The organism is Paenibacillus sp. EKM212P, from assembly GCF_011066115.1.
Classification (GTDB): Bacteria; Bacillota; Bacilli; order Paenibacillales; family Paenibacillaceae; genus Paenibacillus; species Paenibacillus polymyxa_B.
Window position 1 is genome coordinate 1269072 of sequence record NZ_JAAMNR010000001.1, and the last position, 20028, is coordinate 1289099.

15 protein-coding genes are annotated in these 20028 nt (G+C 50.7%); all 15 read right to left on the reverse strand.

What is annotated here, in order from left to right:
• Positions 1-293: 293 nt before the first annotated feature.
• The 15 genes from G9G54_RS05975 to G9G54_RS06045 all read right to left on the reverse strand — a co-directional run bounded on the left by G9G54_RS05975 (position 294) and on the right by G9G54_RS06045 (position 19966).
• The gene (locus tag G9G54_RS05975) at positions 294-3587 is read right to left on the reverse strand and encodes a DUF5704 domain-containing protein (RefSeq protein WP_165176643.1); all 3294 of its coding nucleotides are present in this window, start codon (positions 3585-3587) and stop codon (positions 294-296) included.
• Positions 3588-3590: 3 nt separating this feature from the next.
• On the reverse strand, positions 3591-4541 hold the full coding sequence (locus G9G54_RS05980) for a copper amine oxidase N-terminal domain-containing protein (RefSeq protein WP_165176644.1): 951 nt from the start codon (positions 4539-4541) through the stop codon (positions 3591-3593).
• A 437-nt stretch (positions 4542-4978) separates the two neighbouring features.
• Positions 4979-7279, reverse strand: coding sequence for a glycoside hydrolase family 127 protein (locus tag G9G54_RS05985; protein WP_165176762.1), 2301 nt, complete (start codon positions 7277-7279; stop codon positions 4979-4981).
• Positions 7280-7364: 85 nt separating this feature from the next.
• A complete protein-coding gene (locus G9G54_RS05990) occupies positions 7365-8588 on the reverse strand; it encodes an NAD(P)/FAD-dependent oxidoreductase (protein WP_165176646.1) in 1224 nt (407 codons plus the stop codon).
• The gene (locus G9G54_RS05995) at positions 8585-8920 is read right to left on the reverse strand and encodes a (2Fe-2S)-binding protein (RefSeq protein ID WP_165176647.1); all 336 of its coding nucleotides are present in this window, start codon (positions 8918-8920) and stop codon (positions 8585-8587) included. The genes G9G54_RS05990 and G9G54_RS05995 overlap by 4 nt, the downstream gene beginning before the upstream one ends.
• Complete coding sequence (locus G9G54_RS06000; RefSeq protein ID WP_165176649.1) at positions 8917-9231, reverse strand: (2Fe-2S)-binding protein; 315 nt, start codon at positions 9229-9231, stop codon at positions 8917-8919. The genes G9G54_RS05995 and G9G54_RS06000 overlap by 4 nt, the downstream gene beginning before the upstream one ends.
• Entirely contained in the window at positions 9224-10660 is a 1437-nt protein-coding gene (locus G9G54_RS06005; protein ID WP_165176650.1) for an aldehyde dehydrogenase family protein, read from the reverse strand. Before G9G54_RS06005 ends, G9G54_RS06000 begins: the two co-directional genes overlap by 8 nt.
• A gap of 15 nt (positions 10661-10675) precedes the next feature.
• A complete protein-coding gene (locus tag G9G54_RS06010) occupies positions 10676-11563 on the reverse strand; it encodes a dihydrodipicolinate synthase family protein (protein WP_165176652.1) in 888 nt (295 codons plus the stop codon).
• Positions 11564-11626: 63 nt separating this feature from the next.
• Complete coding sequence (locus G9G54_RS06015) at positions 11627-12628, reverse strand: proline racemase family protein (protein WP_165176653.1); 1002 nt, start codon at positions 12626-12628, stop codon at positions 11627-11629.
• Positions 12625-13833, reverse strand: a complete 1209-nt coding sequence (locus G9G54_RS06020; RefSeq protein WP_165176655.1) for an NAD(P)/FAD-dependent oxidoreductase — start codon at positions 13831-13833, stop codon at positions 12625-12627. The genes G9G54_RS06015 and G9G54_RS06020 overlap by 4 nt, the downstream gene beginning before the upstream one ends.
• Before the next feature lie 46 nt (positions 13834-13879).
• Positions 13880-15406, reverse strand: coding sequence for an Ig domain-containing protein (locus G9G54_RS06025; protein ID WP_165176656.1), 1527 nt, complete (start codon positions 15404-15406; stop codon positions 13880-13882).
• Between the two features lie 68 nt (positions 15407-15474).
• Positions 15475-16584 (reverse strand): M24 family metallopeptidase, encoded by a 1110-nt coding sequence (locus tag G9G54_RS06030; RefSeq protein ID WP_165176658.1) that lies wholly within the window; start codon positions 16582-16584, stop codon positions 15475-15477.
• Between the two features lie 164 nt (positions 16585-16748).
• Positions 16749-17675: a carbohydrate ABC transporter permease gene (locus G9G54_RS06035; protein WP_165176659.1), complete on the reverse strand. Its 927-nt coding sequence runs from the start codon at positions 17673-17675 to the stop codon at positions 16749-16751.
• Positions 17672-18577 carry a carbohydrate ABC transporter permease gene (locus G9G54_RS06040; protein ID WP_061832109.1) on the reverse strand — a complete coding sequence of 302 codons (906 nt, stop codon included), beginning with the start codon at positions 18575-18577 and terminating at the stop codon, positions 17672-17674. The genes G9G54_RS06035 and G9G54_RS06040 overlap by 4 nt, the downstream gene beginning before the upstream one ends.
• 33 nt (positions 18578-18610) lie before the next feature.
• Positions 18611-19966 carry an ABC transporter substrate-binding protein gene (locus tag G9G54_RS06045; RefSeq protein WP_238807757.1) on the reverse strand — a complete coding sequence of 452 codons (1356 nt, stop codon included), beginning with the start codon at positions 19964-19966 and terminating at the stop codon, positions 18611-18613.
• Between the last annotated feature and the right edge of the window lie 62 nt (positions 19967-20028).

Sequence of the window (20028 nt, forward strand, 5' to 3'; positions counted from 1 at the left end):
TAAATTAAATTTCCTTACTATTATAGTTTTGCCGTTCCCCCAAACGCGTTTAAATATCCGAGGATTTCTCTACACAAATCCGTGTTGTTTACTCATTCCAAATAAAACAGCCCTCACCAAGCCTGTATGAAAACGGCATGTTAAGGGCTGAACACCGCCAAACTCCCCATGAAGGCAGGGGACTGCAAAAACACAAAAGGAAATATAAAAAAACGGACAGTGGATTGTTCCCATTGTCCGTTTTCGTATGTTCGCGCTAGCTATGGATTAGGATTCGTCCTGGTTACTACAAGCTAGTGAGGGACAAATGAACTGAAATCGTCCCTGCTTGACTGATCCGCATGATAAAATACTACATCCCCGTCCTGTAAATGAAAGATATGCCCGTACGGGTCTTTTATCTCTCGGCGGTAACCCTCCAGTTGCCACTGGTTCAGTAGCGGGCCATTTATATACTGTAAATGCGGATGCTCAGCGTCCCCCTGACGCAGTGACTCCACATTAAAGCGGACGACGATAAAGCCCGTTTTCTTGAATATATCTGTATGCTCGTTTAGCTCCTGACGGCGACTGACCTCGCGCAAATCCGTGCCTTTGGTGACTGCGTACACATCAGCAGGCAGGCTATATTCACCATACCAGCGCTGAATCGACGCATTAGCGCGATCTACGTTAACCCCATCCGGCAGTTCTGTCTTTGGACCGATTAAAGTACGCACAGCCGCAGGCAGCACCAGCCAGTCGTAGCGTCCAACCCAGGTCTTGCTGCGTGCAATACGGTGGGCATACAGGGAAACATAACGTTCCAGTGTCAACTGGCTTTGCTGTGCTTCACTCAGCTCATGCTTGTATTGGTAGGCTGCCGCGTCCTGCATTTCCTCCATCGGCACATTGCGTAGCCGTTCATTCAAAATAACATAGCGCTTTTCCCGATCCTCCGCCGATCCCAAACGGATAAATTTTCGACTGCCGGAATGTGTATACAGATCTACCTCTTCCCGCTGTAGCCCATCTTTGCTCACCCAATAGAACGATGGCGTGATGCGAATACCGTCCTTGGCGCTAAACATATTGCCTTTGGTCTTGAGGTCAAACTTGAAATGATAGCCTGTCTTGACCGCCACATTTGCATAACCTTCATATGGGTGACTGCCGGGACGAACAGGCAAGGTGAATGGCTCCGGGTTCCCTCTAGGCAACCCGTCAATATTGCCAAGCCCCGTCCAATAGGACAGGCCACTATGCGTCGAGCTTCCTTTTCGCTGCCGAAACACCCGCTCCCAATGGTAATCGGCAATATCCGTGATATGAAAATCGTACATCCGTCCTATGACCTCAATATTCACCACATCATTGGCAACATGATGGGCGATATCCGTGTTGGCATGGCGTTGTTCGGTGAACCCGTCCGGTGCATTTTCGGCAATGGTACGGAACTCAACTGTATAGTTGCCTTCATCCACCCATACGGGCAAATAAAAGTCTGTGTCGAGCTGCTGCACCGGAATGTCGATCCAGGTACCCCGCGGATAAAATTGCGTCTTCCCTTTGTCGTAGACATCGAACGGAAATCGCACCTGCTTGGTTCGTACATATTTGGCATACTCCCGATCACCATAGCCAGGAATATTTAAATGTGGGCCTGCTGTCGAGATCGTCACCCGGAAAGGGCGCTCCAAAATAAGCGCGGATCGTCCTTTCGTAGGTTTGGTTTTCTGGTTATGAGCAGCATCGTCCGACACACTAGACAGATTCACTACGGGAGTGTGGACAGTCACTGTATTGATCCCCTGTATCGGGAACGTTTTATCCGTACCTCCATTGATATTCCCTTTGAGAATGGCGTAAGTGATATCACCGCTGCTGGGCGTATTGGACTTATTTATCTTATGCTTATCAATCACATGATCCGGACTGTACAGCACATCCGGCCCAATCGCTCCGGAAGAGGGCATAACGCCTGGCCTAGGGCCATTCACCTTAACGCGCTCCGGATTCATAATGATCTTGTTTTCAAAGGTTAGAGTGTCGTTTTCCACTTCGATTTCCTTAACAGCCCCCTCTGCCTTGGATTTCAGTGCACTACGGTCATCAGGTACACTCGGCTTGCTGCTGCCACCGTTTTTGCTACGGCTACCGCCATCCACTGTCCCGGGTGCAGGGGGCGGATAAAAATTGCCCTGAGTCGCTGCAATATAGGAAGGGGGTGTATAGGATTGCGGACGCAAAGTGATTGTTTCATTAGGTAACGCATAATTTCGGAGCGTAGCCTCCTTAATGCCGTACACCTCCAAATTATCTATCGTCCAATATGAGTATGGACGGACGATTTGGTAAGTATAGGTTCGCTTCACGGTCTCACTCCGCCGAGATTTTTTCTTAGGCCGCCAGGTCAATCGATATTCCCGTTTTACGTTCACCGTATATGTACACTGGCCTGTCATGTTCACAAACTTATGTTGAAAAAGGTATCTCTTCGCTTGCATATGACCGTATAGGCTTTCAGATGTAGGAATACCTTTGGATACGTCAAATTGTTCGCTACCACGCTGGTCTGCTTTGATAACGGCAGATACTGTCGGGTCCAGTTCGGCAGTTTCCAAGCGCAGACCTGGAACGGGGCGGGAGCAGACAACACCTTTTGTTGGCTGTTCATTATCTTGGCAATCTGAGGGTGCTCCCTCTTGGCTTTCTCCAGGCTTCGGACAGCCCTGAGTTTCTTTGTAATACAAATAAGCGGTAAACTGCTCAAAAGAACCGTCATAGGTAAATCCGGGTACAATTCCCGGCAATATATCTCCGCTTGGCGGTTTACCGGTCGTGCTTTTCTTATAACCCACATACTCATATTTCGGGTTGGTTGGCGGGGTAAAATCATACAGTTGATCAGCTTTTAGTTCATCTTCTATTGGTGTAAATACGTTGTTAAGTGATTTTCCATCAGTTGTAAAATGCTTGACGATTAGACTGCTCTCCAGTTCGATCTTGAACAGGATGGGCTGGTAGATGCGGTACGCTTCTACATTAGCAGCACAATTCGGGCAGGATTCATCCTTAATATCTTTTTCCGTGGTTATCGCATTGAGTCTAATATTCACCATGATCGGTATGATGGTAGTGTCTGTACCAATTCCCTGTTTCTGAAAAGGACGGATGTCATCTTCTTCAGTGCCATCGCTTATATAGTCTGCATACTCAATGTAATCATCAGATCGAGATTTTGAGAAATAATCTTTATAATAAGGATTGTTTTTGTTGGCCTCTGCTGCTGGATTGTACAAATTTGCTTCAACGCTTTTGATCTTGCGACCCGGAAAATTAAATTTGTATGTGAACTTCGCCTCACCGTGCATTCCTTTTCCAGGCTGTTTACCCCCGTCAGTGACCCAAGTTCCCGCGGTGTTCTTCCACATGTCGAAGTACATCATCCCGACAAAGTAGCGTTCATTTTTACTTGCAAAATAGGACAGTGGCGTAACTTCCGTATCTGCTGCTGCCTTGTTGATTGGAAAAGAAAAAGGTGGGAGCTGCAATAATAGCAGTACCCCCACCAGCAATACAGCCAGAATGCGTTGCGTCTTCTTCATGGCTTAATTACCTTTCCACGGGTTGATCATCATCGGAATATAACCATCGCCTTGCAAGCGGAATCCAATGTACTCAATGTCCTGCAATTTAAAAGTTTTATAGTCCTTTTCTCCATACAGATCAGCATCAGCATAAGAGTATATTTTGTAGTATATCATTTTCGTACCATCTCCATTATCTTGTGTCATTTCGTCCAATGGCGGGCGAAGATGCGCATCTTTCTTCTTGGTCAGGTAGAAAATACTCCCTGCTGTATTTGAGCTTGTTTTTACTCTCATCCGCAGGTAAGGAACACCTTTAGGAGTTGTGTAAGGTTCAATCGAATAAATATCCCGAAGCAGCTTGATCGGTAGATCAGATCGTTTAAAAATAACCACTTTCTCGTATGTCGTACCATCAACAACGTTCTTCATGAGGTTGGGAATTGTACTAATCGCCTTCTTATACGGCTCAATACTCACCGCCTGATGCCCCGTATCCTCCAGCGCAGCAATTTCCTTCTTCCCAATCCAGACCCAGCGGCTGACCTTATCCCACTCCACCGTTTGCCCCAGACCCTCACTTACCAACCGCAGCGGCACAAAAGTACGGTTTTGCTTCAAAATAATCTTTGTCTCATACGTTTTGGTCTGCCCATCCACGGTAGCGGTGTTTTGACCCACTGTCATGTTAACGGCATGTGCATCATTTTTAATCGATACAGCCAATTGACCGCCTGTTTTCTCCCAGCCTACCTTAGCCCCTAGCGCTTCGGATACAAAACGAATCGGAACCATCACATAATCGTTACTATCCTGAAAAGGTTTAGCATCTGGAAACTGTATTTTTTTCGCGTTTAACAAGACTTCAATGGGTTTGGTGCTGCTTGCCGCCTCCGTCGTTGGAATCGTACTTGTCGCGCCCCATAGCAACGTGACTGCGGTCAAACTCAACATCCATTTTTTCATACTCATCTCTCTATCCCCTTTGTCAGCTTAAACTTTAAACTATGTATATCATCTCTAATCTCATAAACTTATCGCATCCCCACTTTCGGAAAATACTGGATACAACTTATATATTATAGGGTTTCCCTATTACAAAATCTATAAGAAAAACTTCTAATACAAAGCATTCCAAACAAATAGACTCTATTGAGCAAGCCCTCCCCCTAATTCATAGAACTGACTCTTTAAAAAAGTTATATTTCCGCAAAATATCAACAAAAAAGGGCTGCCTCTCCCCTATGAAGGAAGAAACAGCCCGTGTGCTTCACGCGCAACAAAACTATGAATGTATCAGCTCATACCACCATATGGATTATTCCAGCATCATCCAATATTTCTTACATCATAAATCATACCGGACTAAAAATCAAACGTTACTTTTCTCTCACGAAACATTTCAAAGATCATTCATGTATACCTGAACTTCCAGCTTGATAGAGTTGCTCATACACGTCCTTGTTGACCATCCTCAGCCCAAACAATCTGCGAATACGCTGTCCCGGCTTGGCCTTGAAGGTCACCGTCGCTTGATCCTTCCCCTCCAGATATGCAGCCGGAATAGCGGCATTAATGTTGTAAAACTTATCAGCCTCATCAAAACCTTCACTAAAATGCTCAAGCAGATGACCGTTAATCAAAATATCAAAACCGCAGTTAGGCATTTCCAGCGTAGCTGTGTAGGTAATGACCAACAGCATCGGAGCAGATGGATCTGTATTTAAATCAAAAGAAAACCAGCCGTCAATTCCCGCATTCCGGTAAGGTCGGTTATTCACATATCCGGTGCGAGTCGAAGCATCTCCCTGGAAGTTATGATCCCGCTCTGGCTGCATTTCTCCGGGTTGAGCAAAATCAATCGTGCACTGCTCCAGAATCGCCAGCTTTTCGCGTGCCGCTGTGTATTCCTGTTCCGCCTCCTGCCAAGCTTCCTTCGTAAAAATGTCCCAGTATACGGAATACGTACGGTCATGCATTTTATACAGAGGAGACAATTCCACATCCCGGGGATGCCCTGCATTCAAGGTACAAAACGTATTCGTCTTGCCTTCCACGGGCTGTATCCAGGCATCTAGCTTTTCCGTTTGGGGAATGAATACGGGTGTGTACAGAAACTCCTTGGTTTTAGGATCTTCTAAGGGTCCCAGGTCGCCTGCCAGCACCAGCGGTCCATACATGACAGCCGCCCGACCCGGATTATCCGGCATCTGCTCCAGCCTCAGCGACATCGGAATCGTCACCTCTACAACATCACCGTCAACCCACGTTCTGGCGATAGAGATGAAGCTGCCCGGTTCCGATACGACCGATTGTTCCTTGCCATTTACACGAATGGTAATTCCTTGTTCAGCCCAATATGGATAGCGGATGAGTAACGTAAATGGAGCTGGTTGATCGCATTGAATCTCCAGCGTCGTATGATCCGTATCTGGATAGGAAGTGTTTTGTTTTAGCGTAACGCCTCTGTCCTTCCATTCCAGCGTGGAGGCAATGAACTGATTGACATACAGCTTATCGTGATCGTGAAAATAAATGCCGCTGCCGTAGCTCGCATGGTTTTCCATCCCTGTGCCGACACAGCACGTAAAATCATCAAATTTGCTTTCAAAATGCTTGTGTCCGCCCATCGCCAGCGACAGAAAATACGTTACGCCCCCGTGAACCGGGTCCTGCGAGGCCAAAATATGATTGAATAGACCTCGCTCATAAAAGTCCGCTTCCTTGGCGGAAGCATTCCATTGAAACAGATGATTGGTCAGCTTAAGCATGTTATAGGTATTGCACGTCTCCGTCGTATGAGGCCCGATGCGATCATTCAAGCCATCTGGCGCTCCAAAATATTCTCCAAAACTATTCCCGCCAATGACATACGAATGATGATCCACCACCCGCTCCCAAAAAAACTCCACCGTTACCCGGCGTTTCGTGTCATTCGTGAGCTCATATTCCTTGGCAAGCCCGATCAGCTTCGGAATCTGTGTATTGGCGTGAATGCCCTGCAAACAGTCTTCCTGCGAGCTAAGTGGGTCTAGCACCAGCTTGTGCCAGAAGCACTCAGCCAGCCACAAGTAGCGCTCTTCCCCGGTATCCGCATACAAGTCTGCCAATACCTCATTCATGCCCCCATATTCGCAAAACATCATCTGCTGCATCTGCTCATCGCTCATCGGCTTCAAAATTCCTTCGAGCCAGTCCGCCAGCTTGCGTTCTACACCTAATGCCTTATCACAGCCTGTCAAATGATACGCATCACGCAGGCCAGCGAATAACTTGTGTAGTGTATACAAGGGGGCCCATGCACCGTTTAGGTCAAAGCCCTTCGAGCGAATATTTCCAGCAGACACCTCTTCAAAAAGTTCCTTTCCCCCTGGAATACCGGATACATATCCGTCACCATGCGCCGCCTGACAAACGTCTAGTTCATCCGTAATGTAATGTGCGATTTCTTTAAAACGCTCATCGCCTGTTGAAGCATACATCATGGAGCAAGCGGACAAATAATGTCCCAGTGTATGACCGGAAATAGTCATCGCTTCCCAGCCTTCATATGGAGGCGCTTTGGGCGTAAGTCCGGCATATTCCCGAAAACGCGCCAGCAGGCGGTCTGGTTGAAGCTCCAACAGATAAGATCGGTTCAGCTCCATCGCCTGTTTGAAGGGACCTTCAACCAATACCACCTCGTTCAGTGCGAACGGCCTTGCTTTCATATGGGCTTTTGCTTTAAGAGTCACTTTCCGTTCCTCCTTCAAGGCGAATTTGGGATAAAAAACGCATATCAGACACAACGAGCCGTTACGCGCCACTGCCAGAGGTTTGCCCCCACTGCTGGTACAGCTGCGTTCTCGCCTCTGTAATGCCGGGATGAAACTGAATCAGCGCATGTTTTCGTGCAAAATGGACCTCACGGATCGCCTCCTGCACCCGCTGTTCTCCGCCTGTTCCGCCGAATCCAGCGGCATGGAGCATGGAAGCGGCGGCTAATCGACCTTGGGCCATCGCGACCAGCCCGCTTTCGATGCCGGTAATATTGCCGGCAACATACAACCCTTTGAGCGAGGTTTCCATTCGCTCACCATGCAGTGGAACATGCCCGCCTAGCTCAGGGCTGTACACGAATTTGCACCCGGCTACCGCCGCCAGCTCAGCGAGCGGGTACAAGCCGCCGCTCAGCGCCACGAAGTCGACGGGTTCGACGCGTTCGCTGCCGGGAATAGGCGAGCCGTCCGGTTTAACGTGGACCAGGGTCACGGATTCGACCCGGTCCTGCCCGTTGACGGACAGCACCGCCGTCCGCAACCGGATCGGGATATCCCACAGACGGAAACCTCTGTGGGGATAGCAGCACGCGATGAGTTTCTCCATCCGCATCGCAGCTGCCAGCTTGCCGCTGGCGCGCATCCAGGCGGCCGGGGCCAGCCCCGACAGCTGAAGCAGCAGCTTCGCGGAGGCTGTCGGATCTGCCGCCGCACCAGCCAGCGGATTAGCGCACGGCAGTGTAATCGCCGCCACCTTCACTCCGGCGACGGACAGCTCGCGAGCAATCGCCATCGACAATACGTTCATGCCTACGATGATGCCTCGCTCTCCCGGCTTGACGTAATGAACGTTGGTCATTACCTGCGCGGCCCCGATGGACATTACGCCTGGCAATGTCCATCCATCCAGCGGAACGGGAATTTCGGCAGCTCCAGTCGCCAGCAATACGTAATCCGCAGTGAACAATCCACAGGAAGTGGAAATTTCCCACGTTGTCGTATATTCCATGCCATGTACGGAAACGCCGCAGCGAATGTCCACCCCAAGCTCCACGCAACGGGTAATCAACTCATCCGAAACGTGTTTTCCAACCCACCAGCCTTGACTGCCTTCCTCATGATATTGCCCGGGCATGCGTCCACCCGGCTCTGTAAACTCATCCAGTACCGTGACTGGCAATCCTTGCTCAGCAGCCGATACCGCTGCGGACAATCCGGCGGGACCCGCCCCAATGACGATGAGATGCGCCATTTCATTCATGTCACAATTCTCCCTGTGATTTCATTCGAAAGCTGCCGTCCGGTTTCCACCACCATACCTTCCTCCAGCTTGGTCAGGCAGGAACGGACGGTACCGAACGGATGAACCGTCAGGCGGCATTCGTTACAATGCCCAATGGCGCAGTATACACCTCTGGCCGTACCGGATTCCTCATGCCTTCTCAGCAAACGGACACCGCTGGCCAGCAGTGCTGCTGCCAATGGCTCTCCAGCCAATCCCTGCATGGGACGACCGTCAAAAATAAAAGATACCTGCCGCCGTTCCGGCTTTGGTCCCAAAATAGGATGATTTACAATACGCATGTGGCTCATAAAGAACCTCCCTCTGCCAGCTGCCCAAACGTTACGGGACGCACGGGAGGCCTTTGGGATAACAGCTCTGCCTCCCGGCGGGCGGCAGGAACCTGATTGTAAAACCATGACTCCACCAACTGTCGGCATACCCTGCCCTGACATGCCCCCATCGTCACTCGTGTAGTCATTTTAAGCTGGCGCACGGTGTCCGCGCCCATGCGGCAGGCCTGCTCCATCTGTGCGATACTCACTTCTTCGCAGCGACATACGAGCAAATGACCTGATGCACTCCCAATCGTCTCACTTCGTCCCGTCGCCCGTTTACTCATAGCTAATCGCGCAGGTTTTAATCGCTGAATAAAAGTCCAGCGCCGCCTGGCCCTGCTCCCGAGTATGTGAGCTGGATTGCTTCAGACCGCCGAACGGAGCCTGGTATTCAACACCAGCCGTCTCCTGATTAACCCGGACCATACCAGCGTTCGCCTCATCCAGAAACCGATGAGCCAGCCGCAAATCGCGGGTGAATAGAGAGGCGCTTAACCCGTAAATAGAATCATTGCACAATCGAATCGCATCCTCGAAGTCGACTGCCTGCACCACACCCAGCATGGGTCCAAAAATCTCCTCCTGAATCAATGGATGGGACGAATCAAGTCCAGTCACCACCAGTGGGCGCACATAATACCCGTTCTCCGTCCCGGCGGTGGCTCCGCCTTCAGCCAAAATGTCGGCTTCCCGGCGGGCGAGTGATACATAGGACATGACCTTCTCATACTGACCTGCGGATGCCACAGGTCCAAGATACGCACTGGGGTCAAGCGCCGGAGCGATCTGAATTTTTTCCACCGCTTGGCGTAAGGCTTCCGTGAACGTCTCATAGACAGACTGTTCCACAATCACCCGACTGGTGGCCGTGCATTTTTGCCCGGCTGAACGGAAAGCTCCGCTGGCAATCATCGCCACCGCCTGTGCTACATCCGCGTCCTTCAGCACCACAGCGGCATTTTTACCGCCCATTTCGGTCTGGTACTTGATATTACGGCGTGCGCACCGTCCCGCAATGCCCAAACCTGTAGCAGTAGAACCCGTGAAGCTGACCGCATCCAGTACCGGATGCTCCAGTAAGGCATCGCCAATGCGGTTACCTTGCCCAATGACTAAGTTCAGTACACCGGGCGGAAGCTGCACCGCCTCGAATAGCTCGGCGACCCGTACTGCAGTTAATGAAGCATGTTCGGCAGGCTTCCAGATGACCGTGTTTCCGCACAAGAGTGCAGGGGCGATTTTCCATAGCGGAATAGCTACCGGAAAATTCCACGGCGTAATGACAGCCGTTACACCCAGCGGAATGCGCTTCGTGTATTGGAGCACTCCCGGCTCATTCGAAGGAATGACTGTACCGATGGAACGTACGCCCTCTGCCGCATAGTACCGGAGCAGATGGACACCTCGCATGACCTCTCCGCGCATCTCGGTAATCGGCTTGCCCATCTCACGGCTAGCCAGCTCAGCCAATTCAGGTAATGCTGCCTCTAGTAACCCGGCTGCTTTGAACAGATAAGCTCCCCTCGCTGCGGGACTTAGCGCGGCCCAGCCCGTCTGAGCCAGCCGTGCCGCATCCCCGGCCTGTGTAATATCGCCCTTTTCTGAAAAATGGACGACTCCCACCTCCTCCTTCAAGGCCGAAGGATTGTGAACCACCATTTCCTCGCCGGAAGGGCTCAGCCACTCACCGCCGATCCAATTTCGGCTCTCCATCGTCTTCACCTCCATTCAGGATGATACTTCGCTTGGACGAACCGCCACCTCAAATGCTTCGCGAATGCGGTCATAATCCGCCTGCGGCAGCGCAAGTCTGGGCGGACGTGTCGGACCGACCGGAAATCCAGCCAGCTCCATCATATATTTGATGGACTGTACCAATTGCGGGCTGGCATCATAGTGGAACAGCGGCAGCAGCCGGCGATACAACGCGGACGCTTCTGCCATATTTCCCGCCTGTGCAAGTCGGAACAGCTCTCCCCCTTCCTTGGGCAGCGCATTAGGTACCCCCGAAATCCAGCCTGTTGCGCCGAATAATGCCCCCTCCATCGCCAGGTTATCTACTCCGACCATGACCTCCAGCTCTGTCTGTTCCAAAATAGCGTGAATACGCCGTACATCACCGGAAAATTCCTTGACTGCTACGATATTTTCAATTCGCGACAAGTCCGCAAGAAAATCTGGAGTCAAGTCAACCTTGTAATCATGGGGGTTGTTGTACGCAATGATCGGCAAACCTACCTCCGACAATGCTTCATAATGGGCCGTTACCTCGTGAGGCAGTGGATTGTAATTAATGGGCGGCAGTGCCATGACACCCGCAGCCCCAACATCCTTCGCATGCTGAATCCAATGCACCGCCTGTTTGGTGGACGGAGCCGCCGAGCCGACAACAACCGGGACACGCCCTGCCGCAGCGTCAATTACGGTATGCACAACCTGCGACCGTTCCTCCGGGGACAAAGCCGCATATTCTCCCAGCGATCCCGTAGGAACCAGTCCGCTAATGCCGCTTGCAATCAGATGCTCGCACAGCTCGGTCAGACGCTTATAGTCTACCTCCAGCTCTGCCGTGAACGGTGTAACCAAGGCCACATATACACCTTCAAAACGTGCCATATGCTTACCAACCCTTTCCCATCTTTATTTTCATATTCAGCATTCGGGAATGATGCAAAATGCTCACATCAGCAAAAATCCTTCTCTAAGCGGGTCCTCGGGGTCCAACACAAATTGATGATGTCCCGTCACCCAAGCCGAGCCTGTAATTTGTGGAATGACTGCCGGATAAGGTCCGATCTGCGTCTCGCCCACGATTTCAGCCCGAAACATGGAACCTGTGATGCTTTCATGTATAAACGGCTCATTTAATCCCAGTTTTCCCTTGGCGTGCAGCACCGCTACCTTGGCCGACGTTCCTGTGCCACAAGGGGAACGATCGATACCTCCCGGTGGGATGACGACGACATTGCGACAATCGGCCTGTGGAGCCATAGGCTCCCCGTAAAATTCAATATGTGTCAACCCTTGAATAACCGGATTTTCAGGATGTACTACCTCAACAACCGCATTCACTGCTTCCCGAATCTGCACTGCTGTTCGTACAATTTTTGCCCCATTGCTCTGCTCCAGTGCAAGACCGATGGAAGCCGCCTCTACAATGCCGTAAAAGTTGCCTCCATACGCAATATCCAGCGTGACTTGACCGATACTCTCTACCTGGACCTTCACCTCATGGCGGTACACAAAAGAAGGGATGTTCGTGAACGTTACTTGTCGCACCTTGCCCGCATCCACCTCCAGCCGCACTTGAACCGGGCCTGCCGGAGTGTCCAGTAATATCGATTTTTTATCCGCGGCAATCAGCCCGCCTTCCATCAGCGCTGTACATACTCCAATCGTATCGTGACCACACATCGGTAAATAGCCGCCAGTCTCTATAAAGACCACACCGATATCTGCATCTGGATGACAAGGTTCTGTTAAAATGCAGCCCGACATCACCTCATGCCCTCGCGGCTCGAACATCAGCAAACGGCGAAAATCATCATGATGTGCTGCCATATAAGTCATTTTTTCCAGCATCGTATGACCTACCAGCTTAGGCGCGCCGTGAATAACCGTCCGCGTCGGATTGCCTCCCGTATGGGTATCAATTGTAGTAATTCTGCCCGGTACACTCATCCGGTTACCTCCCCGTGAATCTCATGGCTGGTAAAAGCCTCCCCAAATCGGTCATATCGCAGCGGCTCTACCGGAATGCAAGTGGATTCACCGCGTACCATTTCGGTCACCAGCTTACCGGTCACCGCCGCAAGACTAATGCCATCTCCCTCATGACCAGAAGCGATATACAGCCCCGGTACTTCGTCCACCGCTGATACAATTGGCAAATGATCAGGTGTCCATGGACGCAAGCCGGTATACGCCCGCATCAGCGGTACATTGGCTAAAGCAGGAAAAAAACGAATGGCTCTACGGGCGATTAAGCGAATCACCTGCTGATCGACACGTGTGTCCATACCGACAAACTGACGGCTGCTGCCAATCAGAATATTTTGGGATGCGGTTGGCTCGAATACCAGCGCTACACCGTATTTTTCATAAAGCTCATCCACACTCCGCTGACCGCCAAACTTGCTCATCAGATAGCCGAACTCCATTACCTTGCGGTTCCCCATGGAGGGCATTCGGGCAGACACCAGTATATGTCCTTTGCGCGGCATGATCGGAAGGTCCAAACCGAGTGAATGACCGATGCTGCGTGTCCACACACCTGCCGCCAATACCACTGCACCTGCATGGATAAGGCCATTGGGCGTCTCTACCCCGTGGACGTTTCCCCCTTCGTCCTTAAGGACAGATTGTATCGGTGTGCGGGGCAGTAGCCTCGCTCCCATAAGACGCGCGGCCCCGGCCAGTGCATACGTCATCAATACCGGATTCACAGTGGAATCTGTCGCACACTCCAGTCCGCCCGGCAAATCTTTCGCTAAATGCGGCCATTCCTCTCGCAAATCCTGCTGATCCAGCATGCGAAACGGAAGTCCTTCCTGCTGCTGACGGGCTACCCATTGCTCAGCCGCTTGCATCTCCTGATCGTTTTCACAGACCAGAATACTGCCAGGCGCACGATACTCAAACTCATCCTCCAGTTCCCTAGCCAGCTCTGCCACCAGCTCCTGCGATACCAACGACATTCGACTGTCAAACCCGGGCTCTTTATCGATTGCCAATATATTGCCATCACAACGGGACGAAGTGCCTCCAGCAATCTCCCCTCGCTCAGCCAGCACGACCTTCAACCCAGACTTAGCCGCATAATAAGCGATAGCTGTACCGATGATTCCGCCGCCTACAATGACCAGATCTGCGGCATCGTGTTTCACTCGCTTTTCCTCCCTTCGACCGTTTAATCTGTTTGAGAGGTATTCTTTACAGCTTAATCGTAAAGCTTTGTTTCACAGGCTTGCTCAGCTCATCATAATCCCGCAGCTGTACGGTGAACGTATACGTCTTGTTGCCTGCTCCGCTGCCTGCTGTTCCGCTAATCGTTCCTGTAAAACGGTCCAGCGTGAACCCTGCGGGCAGTTGACCGCCTGTCACCGTCCAATCGTAAAACGGAACCCCTCCCTTGGCCTCCAGCTTAGCCGTGTACGCTTTGCCTTTGACGGGTGCTGGCAATTCCTTCGTCATGATTTCTGGCGCGAGGAAAGGAGTCAGGTCCTTACGCAGCGGCCAGCCTGCTTTTTCTGCTACGAGTAGCGAAAGCTTCGTGTTCATCCAGCGCCGGGTCGGGAACAGATGGCGCCAGCCTCCATTTTGACCGCTCAATCTGTCGACTTCTGCAAGCTCTCCAGATAGATGATAGCTGTCATCCAATGCAGCCGGTCTGTGCTGATAAGCCATAATATCAGGGTCATTGCCCGCCGCTTCCTTCAGCGCTTTGACACCCGGGAATGTGTCGCTGAACACAATCGCATGACCGAATTCATGCATGATCAGCCCATGCACATCCGTCACTTTGGACAGATCGGATTGATACCATTCTTCATCGTCCACGGATGTGAATGGAATCGCATCATCATAGAAATCCAGAATCAAACTATAGGAACGGTTCAGGTTCCCCGGGACGGTCACACCGTTACGTGTATGATAATTGCCGTTCGTGGCTGGAAAGCCCGTAGAATAAGGCCCGTTCAGCCCTCTCATAAACACCCACATGCCTTTATAGGGTTTGTCATTCGTCACCTGTATTTCATTTTGCCAATCGTCTCCTGGCAGATGGTTTACCTCCGCGTTGGCAGGAACCTCATCGAACGGCGCCAGATCAAAGAAATAGAACCAGTCCTTCACCGCCAGCTCTGCGGCTTTTTTGGTAGCTGCATCATTGAAATAAGGCCTGATCGTATCGAATCTGTAGTCAAAATGGAGGGGGACGTTGGGCTCTTTATTATCGTCCTGATCCAGCACGCGAATCGAAATGGACTGAGTAGTCGTGTGACCATCATTTCCAGCAACGGACATAGACAGCGTATAGTTCTCTATTTCACCGTTTCCTCCAATCCGGTCAGGATGGATGGCTAGCCGGAAATCTTTTTCCTCCTGTGCATTGGCAAAAGTCAGCGTTTTGCTTGCACCTTGCGCCGACAACGTACTTGGCAGATCCATCATCAGCCGGGACGTGCCCTGCGCATTTAACGTAACCGTTAACGGAAAAGCGGCACTCGCTGGCGGCTTCACTTTAAGCTTCACATACGGGTTGGCTAGATACCCTTGCCAATCAACCAGATCTATACCATAATCGTTCACCGTCCGACTAAAGATGTCGATGACTTTTACATCCGACTCCGCTTCGGCATAAGCCGTCTGTTGCCCAGGAATAGCTGGTGTCAAAGCCACAATGAGAGAAGCCGCCAGCGTGGTCATCCATATTTTGGTGCATCTTTTATACGTGTTCATTCGATCCCTCCATCTCGTTTTTGGATGATTTACAAACTATGGATAGTTACCTATAGCGCCACTGCGTTTTATAGCAAAAGCAGATCCTTGGGTGAGGAGGTCAGAACCTTGACACCGTCATCTGTGATCAGCACATCGTCCTCAATCCGAACCCCGCCGAAGCCTGGAATATAAATGCCCGGTTCCACAGTAAGAACATGACCTGGTACGAGCACCGACTTACTTTCGCGGGACAGACGTACCTGCTCGTGAATTTCGAGACCAAAGCCGTGGCCCAGCCCGTGACCGAACTGCTCCCCATAGCCGTAAGAGGCAATCACATCCCGCCCCAGACTGTCTCCCTCCCGACCGCTTATGCCGGGGCGAAGTCCTGCAATCGTCTTCATATTTGCCTCCAGCACAATGGCATACAATTTCTCATGTCGTTCTGAGGGCTGGCCTACGAATACGGTACGCGTGATATCGGATAGATAACCACGCACATTTGCGCCAAAATCCATTGTGACGAACTCGTTCTGACCAATTTCCTTGTCACTGGCCAGTCCGTGCGGCAGCGCCGAACGCTCACCTGAAGCGACAATGAACGCAAAACCGCCTGATTCCGCGCCTGCGAGCCGAAGCTGATATTCCAGTTCCGCCGCAATCCGTCGCTCTGTAACCCCAGGCTGAATACAATTCAGCACCTCCGTGAAGGCAGCATCGGTAATACGCGCAGCTTCGCTAATGGTGCGAATCTCTTCATCGTCTTTCACATCGCGCAGCCGTTCAATGACATCCTCCGTTTGCACGTACTCCAACGAGCCCAGCGCGACTCGAAGCTGTCCCGACTGTTGAAGTGAGATATGTCGGCTCTCCAAACCCAGTCTGTGGACACCCAATTTACTTGTGAGATCGGCCACGGTTTGAAAGATTTGTGCCTCATGTCGAATCACTGAATATTCCACTGCCTGATCTGTTGCCTGCATCATATAGCGGAAATCCGTCACTAAAAAAGCCTCTTCCTGCGTAACAAGCGCAATTCCAGCGGAGCCTGTAAATCCGGTCATATATCTTCGATTAGGCCCATGTGTGATAAGTAGTGCATCTATCCCTAGAGCCGGGAATTCCGAGCGTAACCGGGCCAGTCTGCCAGGAACACCCTGTAACGGTTTTGTCTTTTGACTCTCTTCCTCTTTCACTCGTACGCCTCCTTATCCACATCTCTTTTCAGGGCATATGCCTTGGAACACACTCTCCACTTGCTTTGAACACATGTATGCTCTTCTCGCTGCCGCATTCCCGTAAGTCCTGCGCCCAATTCTCCGTCTCTTTTTCAAGCATATCAGCGCGTCCCAGCTTCCTTTTAGCCTTTAATCCCTGTCAATGTGATGCCTTCGATAAAATAGCGTTGTCCGATAAAAAATATCAGGACGATAGGAGCCAAAATCGTGCTGGAAGCCGCCATCAGGTAAGGCCAGTTGGTATTGTTCAATCCTCGGAAAGTCGCCAGCCCCAGCGCTAGCGTAAAATGCTTTTCGTCACTTAAGTAAATAATCGGGCCTAAAAAATCGTTCCACACATCAATAAATGTAAATATTCCGATCACAATTAATGCAGGCGAAGATAAAGGAATAATGACGCGCCATAGTACAGTCAGAGGCGTACCTCCGTCCATATAAGCCGCTTCGTCCAGATCGCGTGGGATCGTCAGCATGAATTGTCGCATCAAGAAGATGTTAAATGCCCCTCCACCGAACCATGCAGGAACAATCAGCGGCAGAAATGTATTCAGCCCGCCCAGCTCACGCCACATCACGAAAGTGGGAATCAGCGTCACCGCGTAAGGCAGCATCATCGACCCGATCAGCAGAGAAAAGATCAGATTACGTCCAGGCCAGCGCAGGCGGGCAAAGGTAAACGCCGATATAATCGAGGTCAACATCACTCCTGCCAGCACACATACCTCAATCATGAACGTATTCATAAAATACCTGCCGAACGGTACTGAAGTCAGCGCTTCCAGGTAATTGCTCCATTGAAAAGGAGAGGGTATCCACTCTGGTGGGAACACGAAAATTTGGGATGTTCCCATCAGTGAGCTGCGAATGAGCCATGCAAATGGCAACAGCATTAAAACACTGCCTATAATTAAAACGATATACAGTACAACACGGCTGATTGGGAATGGTTTGGAACGGGTGGCGGTAGCAGGACTTCGGGAGCGTTCAGGCTGTGGCAACGGATGTTGTGGTGTTTCTGAAGGATGGACAGAAGAAGTGACCTGATTCATGAACGTTCCCCTCCTTCATAGTGAACCCACTTTTTGGATGTGGAGAAAATCAGGACGGTTAGCACCATGATGACGAAAAATAAGATCCAGGCCAGCGCTGAGGCGTAGCCGATTTTAGTCTCCGTAAAGGCCGTACGCCACAAGTAGAACACATAGAACAGGGTTGAATTGTTAGGTCCCCCGTTGGTCATAACATACGCCTGATTGAAGGCCTGAAAGGTGCTGATTAAAGACATGACCAGATTGAAAAAGATGGTTGGTGTCATCGAAGGAATGGTAATGTGAAAAAATTTATGCCACCTATTGCCGCCGTCTACCTCAGCTGCTTCATACAGATGGGTGGGAACCGACTGAAGTCCCGCCAAAAAGATAATGACCGTGTTCCCGATCCCCCAGGTGCTCATCATGATTAGCGAGGGTATTGCAGTGTTCTCGTCATAAATCCATTTGCTCCCCGGCAGTCCAACGCTCTCCAGCAGCGAATTTAACAGACCAAAATCCGGGTTGAACATCCATAGCCACAGCATCGTGTTGGCAATACTCGGCACAATGGTAGGTAAATAATAAATCGTACGGAACACCGACAAACCCTTCACCTTTTGATTTAATAACAGCGCAATGATAAAAGCTGCCGCCAAGCCTAGAGGTACGCTGCCCAGTGCATAATATGTGGTCACGAACATGGATTGGGAAAAGGTAGCATCCTCGGTCAAAATGGTTCGATAATTGTCCAATCCGATAAAGGTCATCTGTCCGCCAATCGTCCAATCGGTTAAGCTGAATACGAACGAGGCCGCGATCGGTCCAATTGTAAATATCATTAATCCGAGGATGGCAGGAAGCGCGAATAGCAGACCCCAGTTTCGCTCCATGCGCATCATTCCTGATTTTGGTCGCTTCATGGGCTGTTCTCCTTTCGCAGCTGTCCCGCCGCATTATTCATCCGGGTATACCCCTTGAAGCAATGGCTGAATGATGGGCTCCAGTTCATCCAGCGCCTGCTGCGGCGTCTTCTTGTTCGTCCAAATCAGATCCAGCCCTGGGGTCAGCTTGGAACCGATATCAGGCCAGTTGCGAAGGGTCGAAGTTGACGGCTTGATCGCATAATCTCTGGCATACTCAATGCCAGCCTTTTGAAATTCCGGTGGATGTGCGGCATTATTGGTCCATGACTGGATGGCCTGCTCATCGGTATAATATTTTTCCTCGATAGGCATCCACAGACCGGACTTGAACAAATCCACCTTTTCGGGATTATTATGGTACAAATAAAATTCGAGCGCTTCCTTCGGGTGCTTGGTGCTCTGGAAAATGACCGTGGCTCCCGCAACGATCATCGTTTTGGGCTCTTTTAGCTTCGGCAGAACGCCGATACTCCATTGCAGTTGCTTGTTGTTCGAAAAATCGAGCAGGGACCATGTCCCGTCCACCACCATGGCGACCTTTCTTGTCTGAAGCCGAATCGTATTGGACGGCATGTCCTGCTGCTGGATCAAATCAGGAGAAACATGCTCCTTGAAAACCAGATCCTGCAACTTCTGAAATACCTCCACCGACTCAGGACTGTTCAGGGTGTACTTCTTGCCTGTTTTGTCAGTCAAACCTCCACCGTTGCTCGCTAAAAGCGGCCCCCAGGAGCTGCGGTCATTGCCGAAGGCAAAGCCGTATTGCACAATATTTTTCGGATCGAATCCACTGTCTCCCGGATGCTTGCCGTTCTGATCCTTGGTCAGCTTTTTGGAAATTTCCAGAAATTCATCCCATGCCCACGCTTTTTGAGGATCAGCCGGAGGGACGGGTACCCCTGCTTCTGTAAACAACTCCTTGTTGTAAAATAACTGCATCACTTCCAATGCGGTGTAATTTCCGATAGACTTGCCGGGTTCGCTGTAGAGATAGGAGGATTTGAGCTTGTTTTTTAATTCGGGATATTCGTCATAATAAGAGGATAAATCCAGGAGTCTGCCTTCACTTGCCCATTTCATCGTGAGGGAATCGCCCAGGTAGGCGATATCAGGAAGCTGATTGGCAGCCATTAACGTGTTAATTTTCGTCGTGTAATCACCAGGGACATGCTCGCCCTTCACCCGGATGTTCGGATGGGATGCATTAAAGCTTTGAATCATTTTTTCCATCGCCTGCTTCTCGTCATTGCTTCCCCAGTACATGAACTTGAGTTCGACCGCATTGGGATTAGCCGGTTCGCCAGCGTTACCACTGCAAGCCGTCAGCCCTGTCAACATCACCGTCATCACGAGAGCCATCCATGTCCGTAACCTTCGTTTCAGCAAATCAACCGGCCCCTTCCTGAACTGGTTTCTCCTTACAAGCCTATTATGCGCCGAGAGCCCAG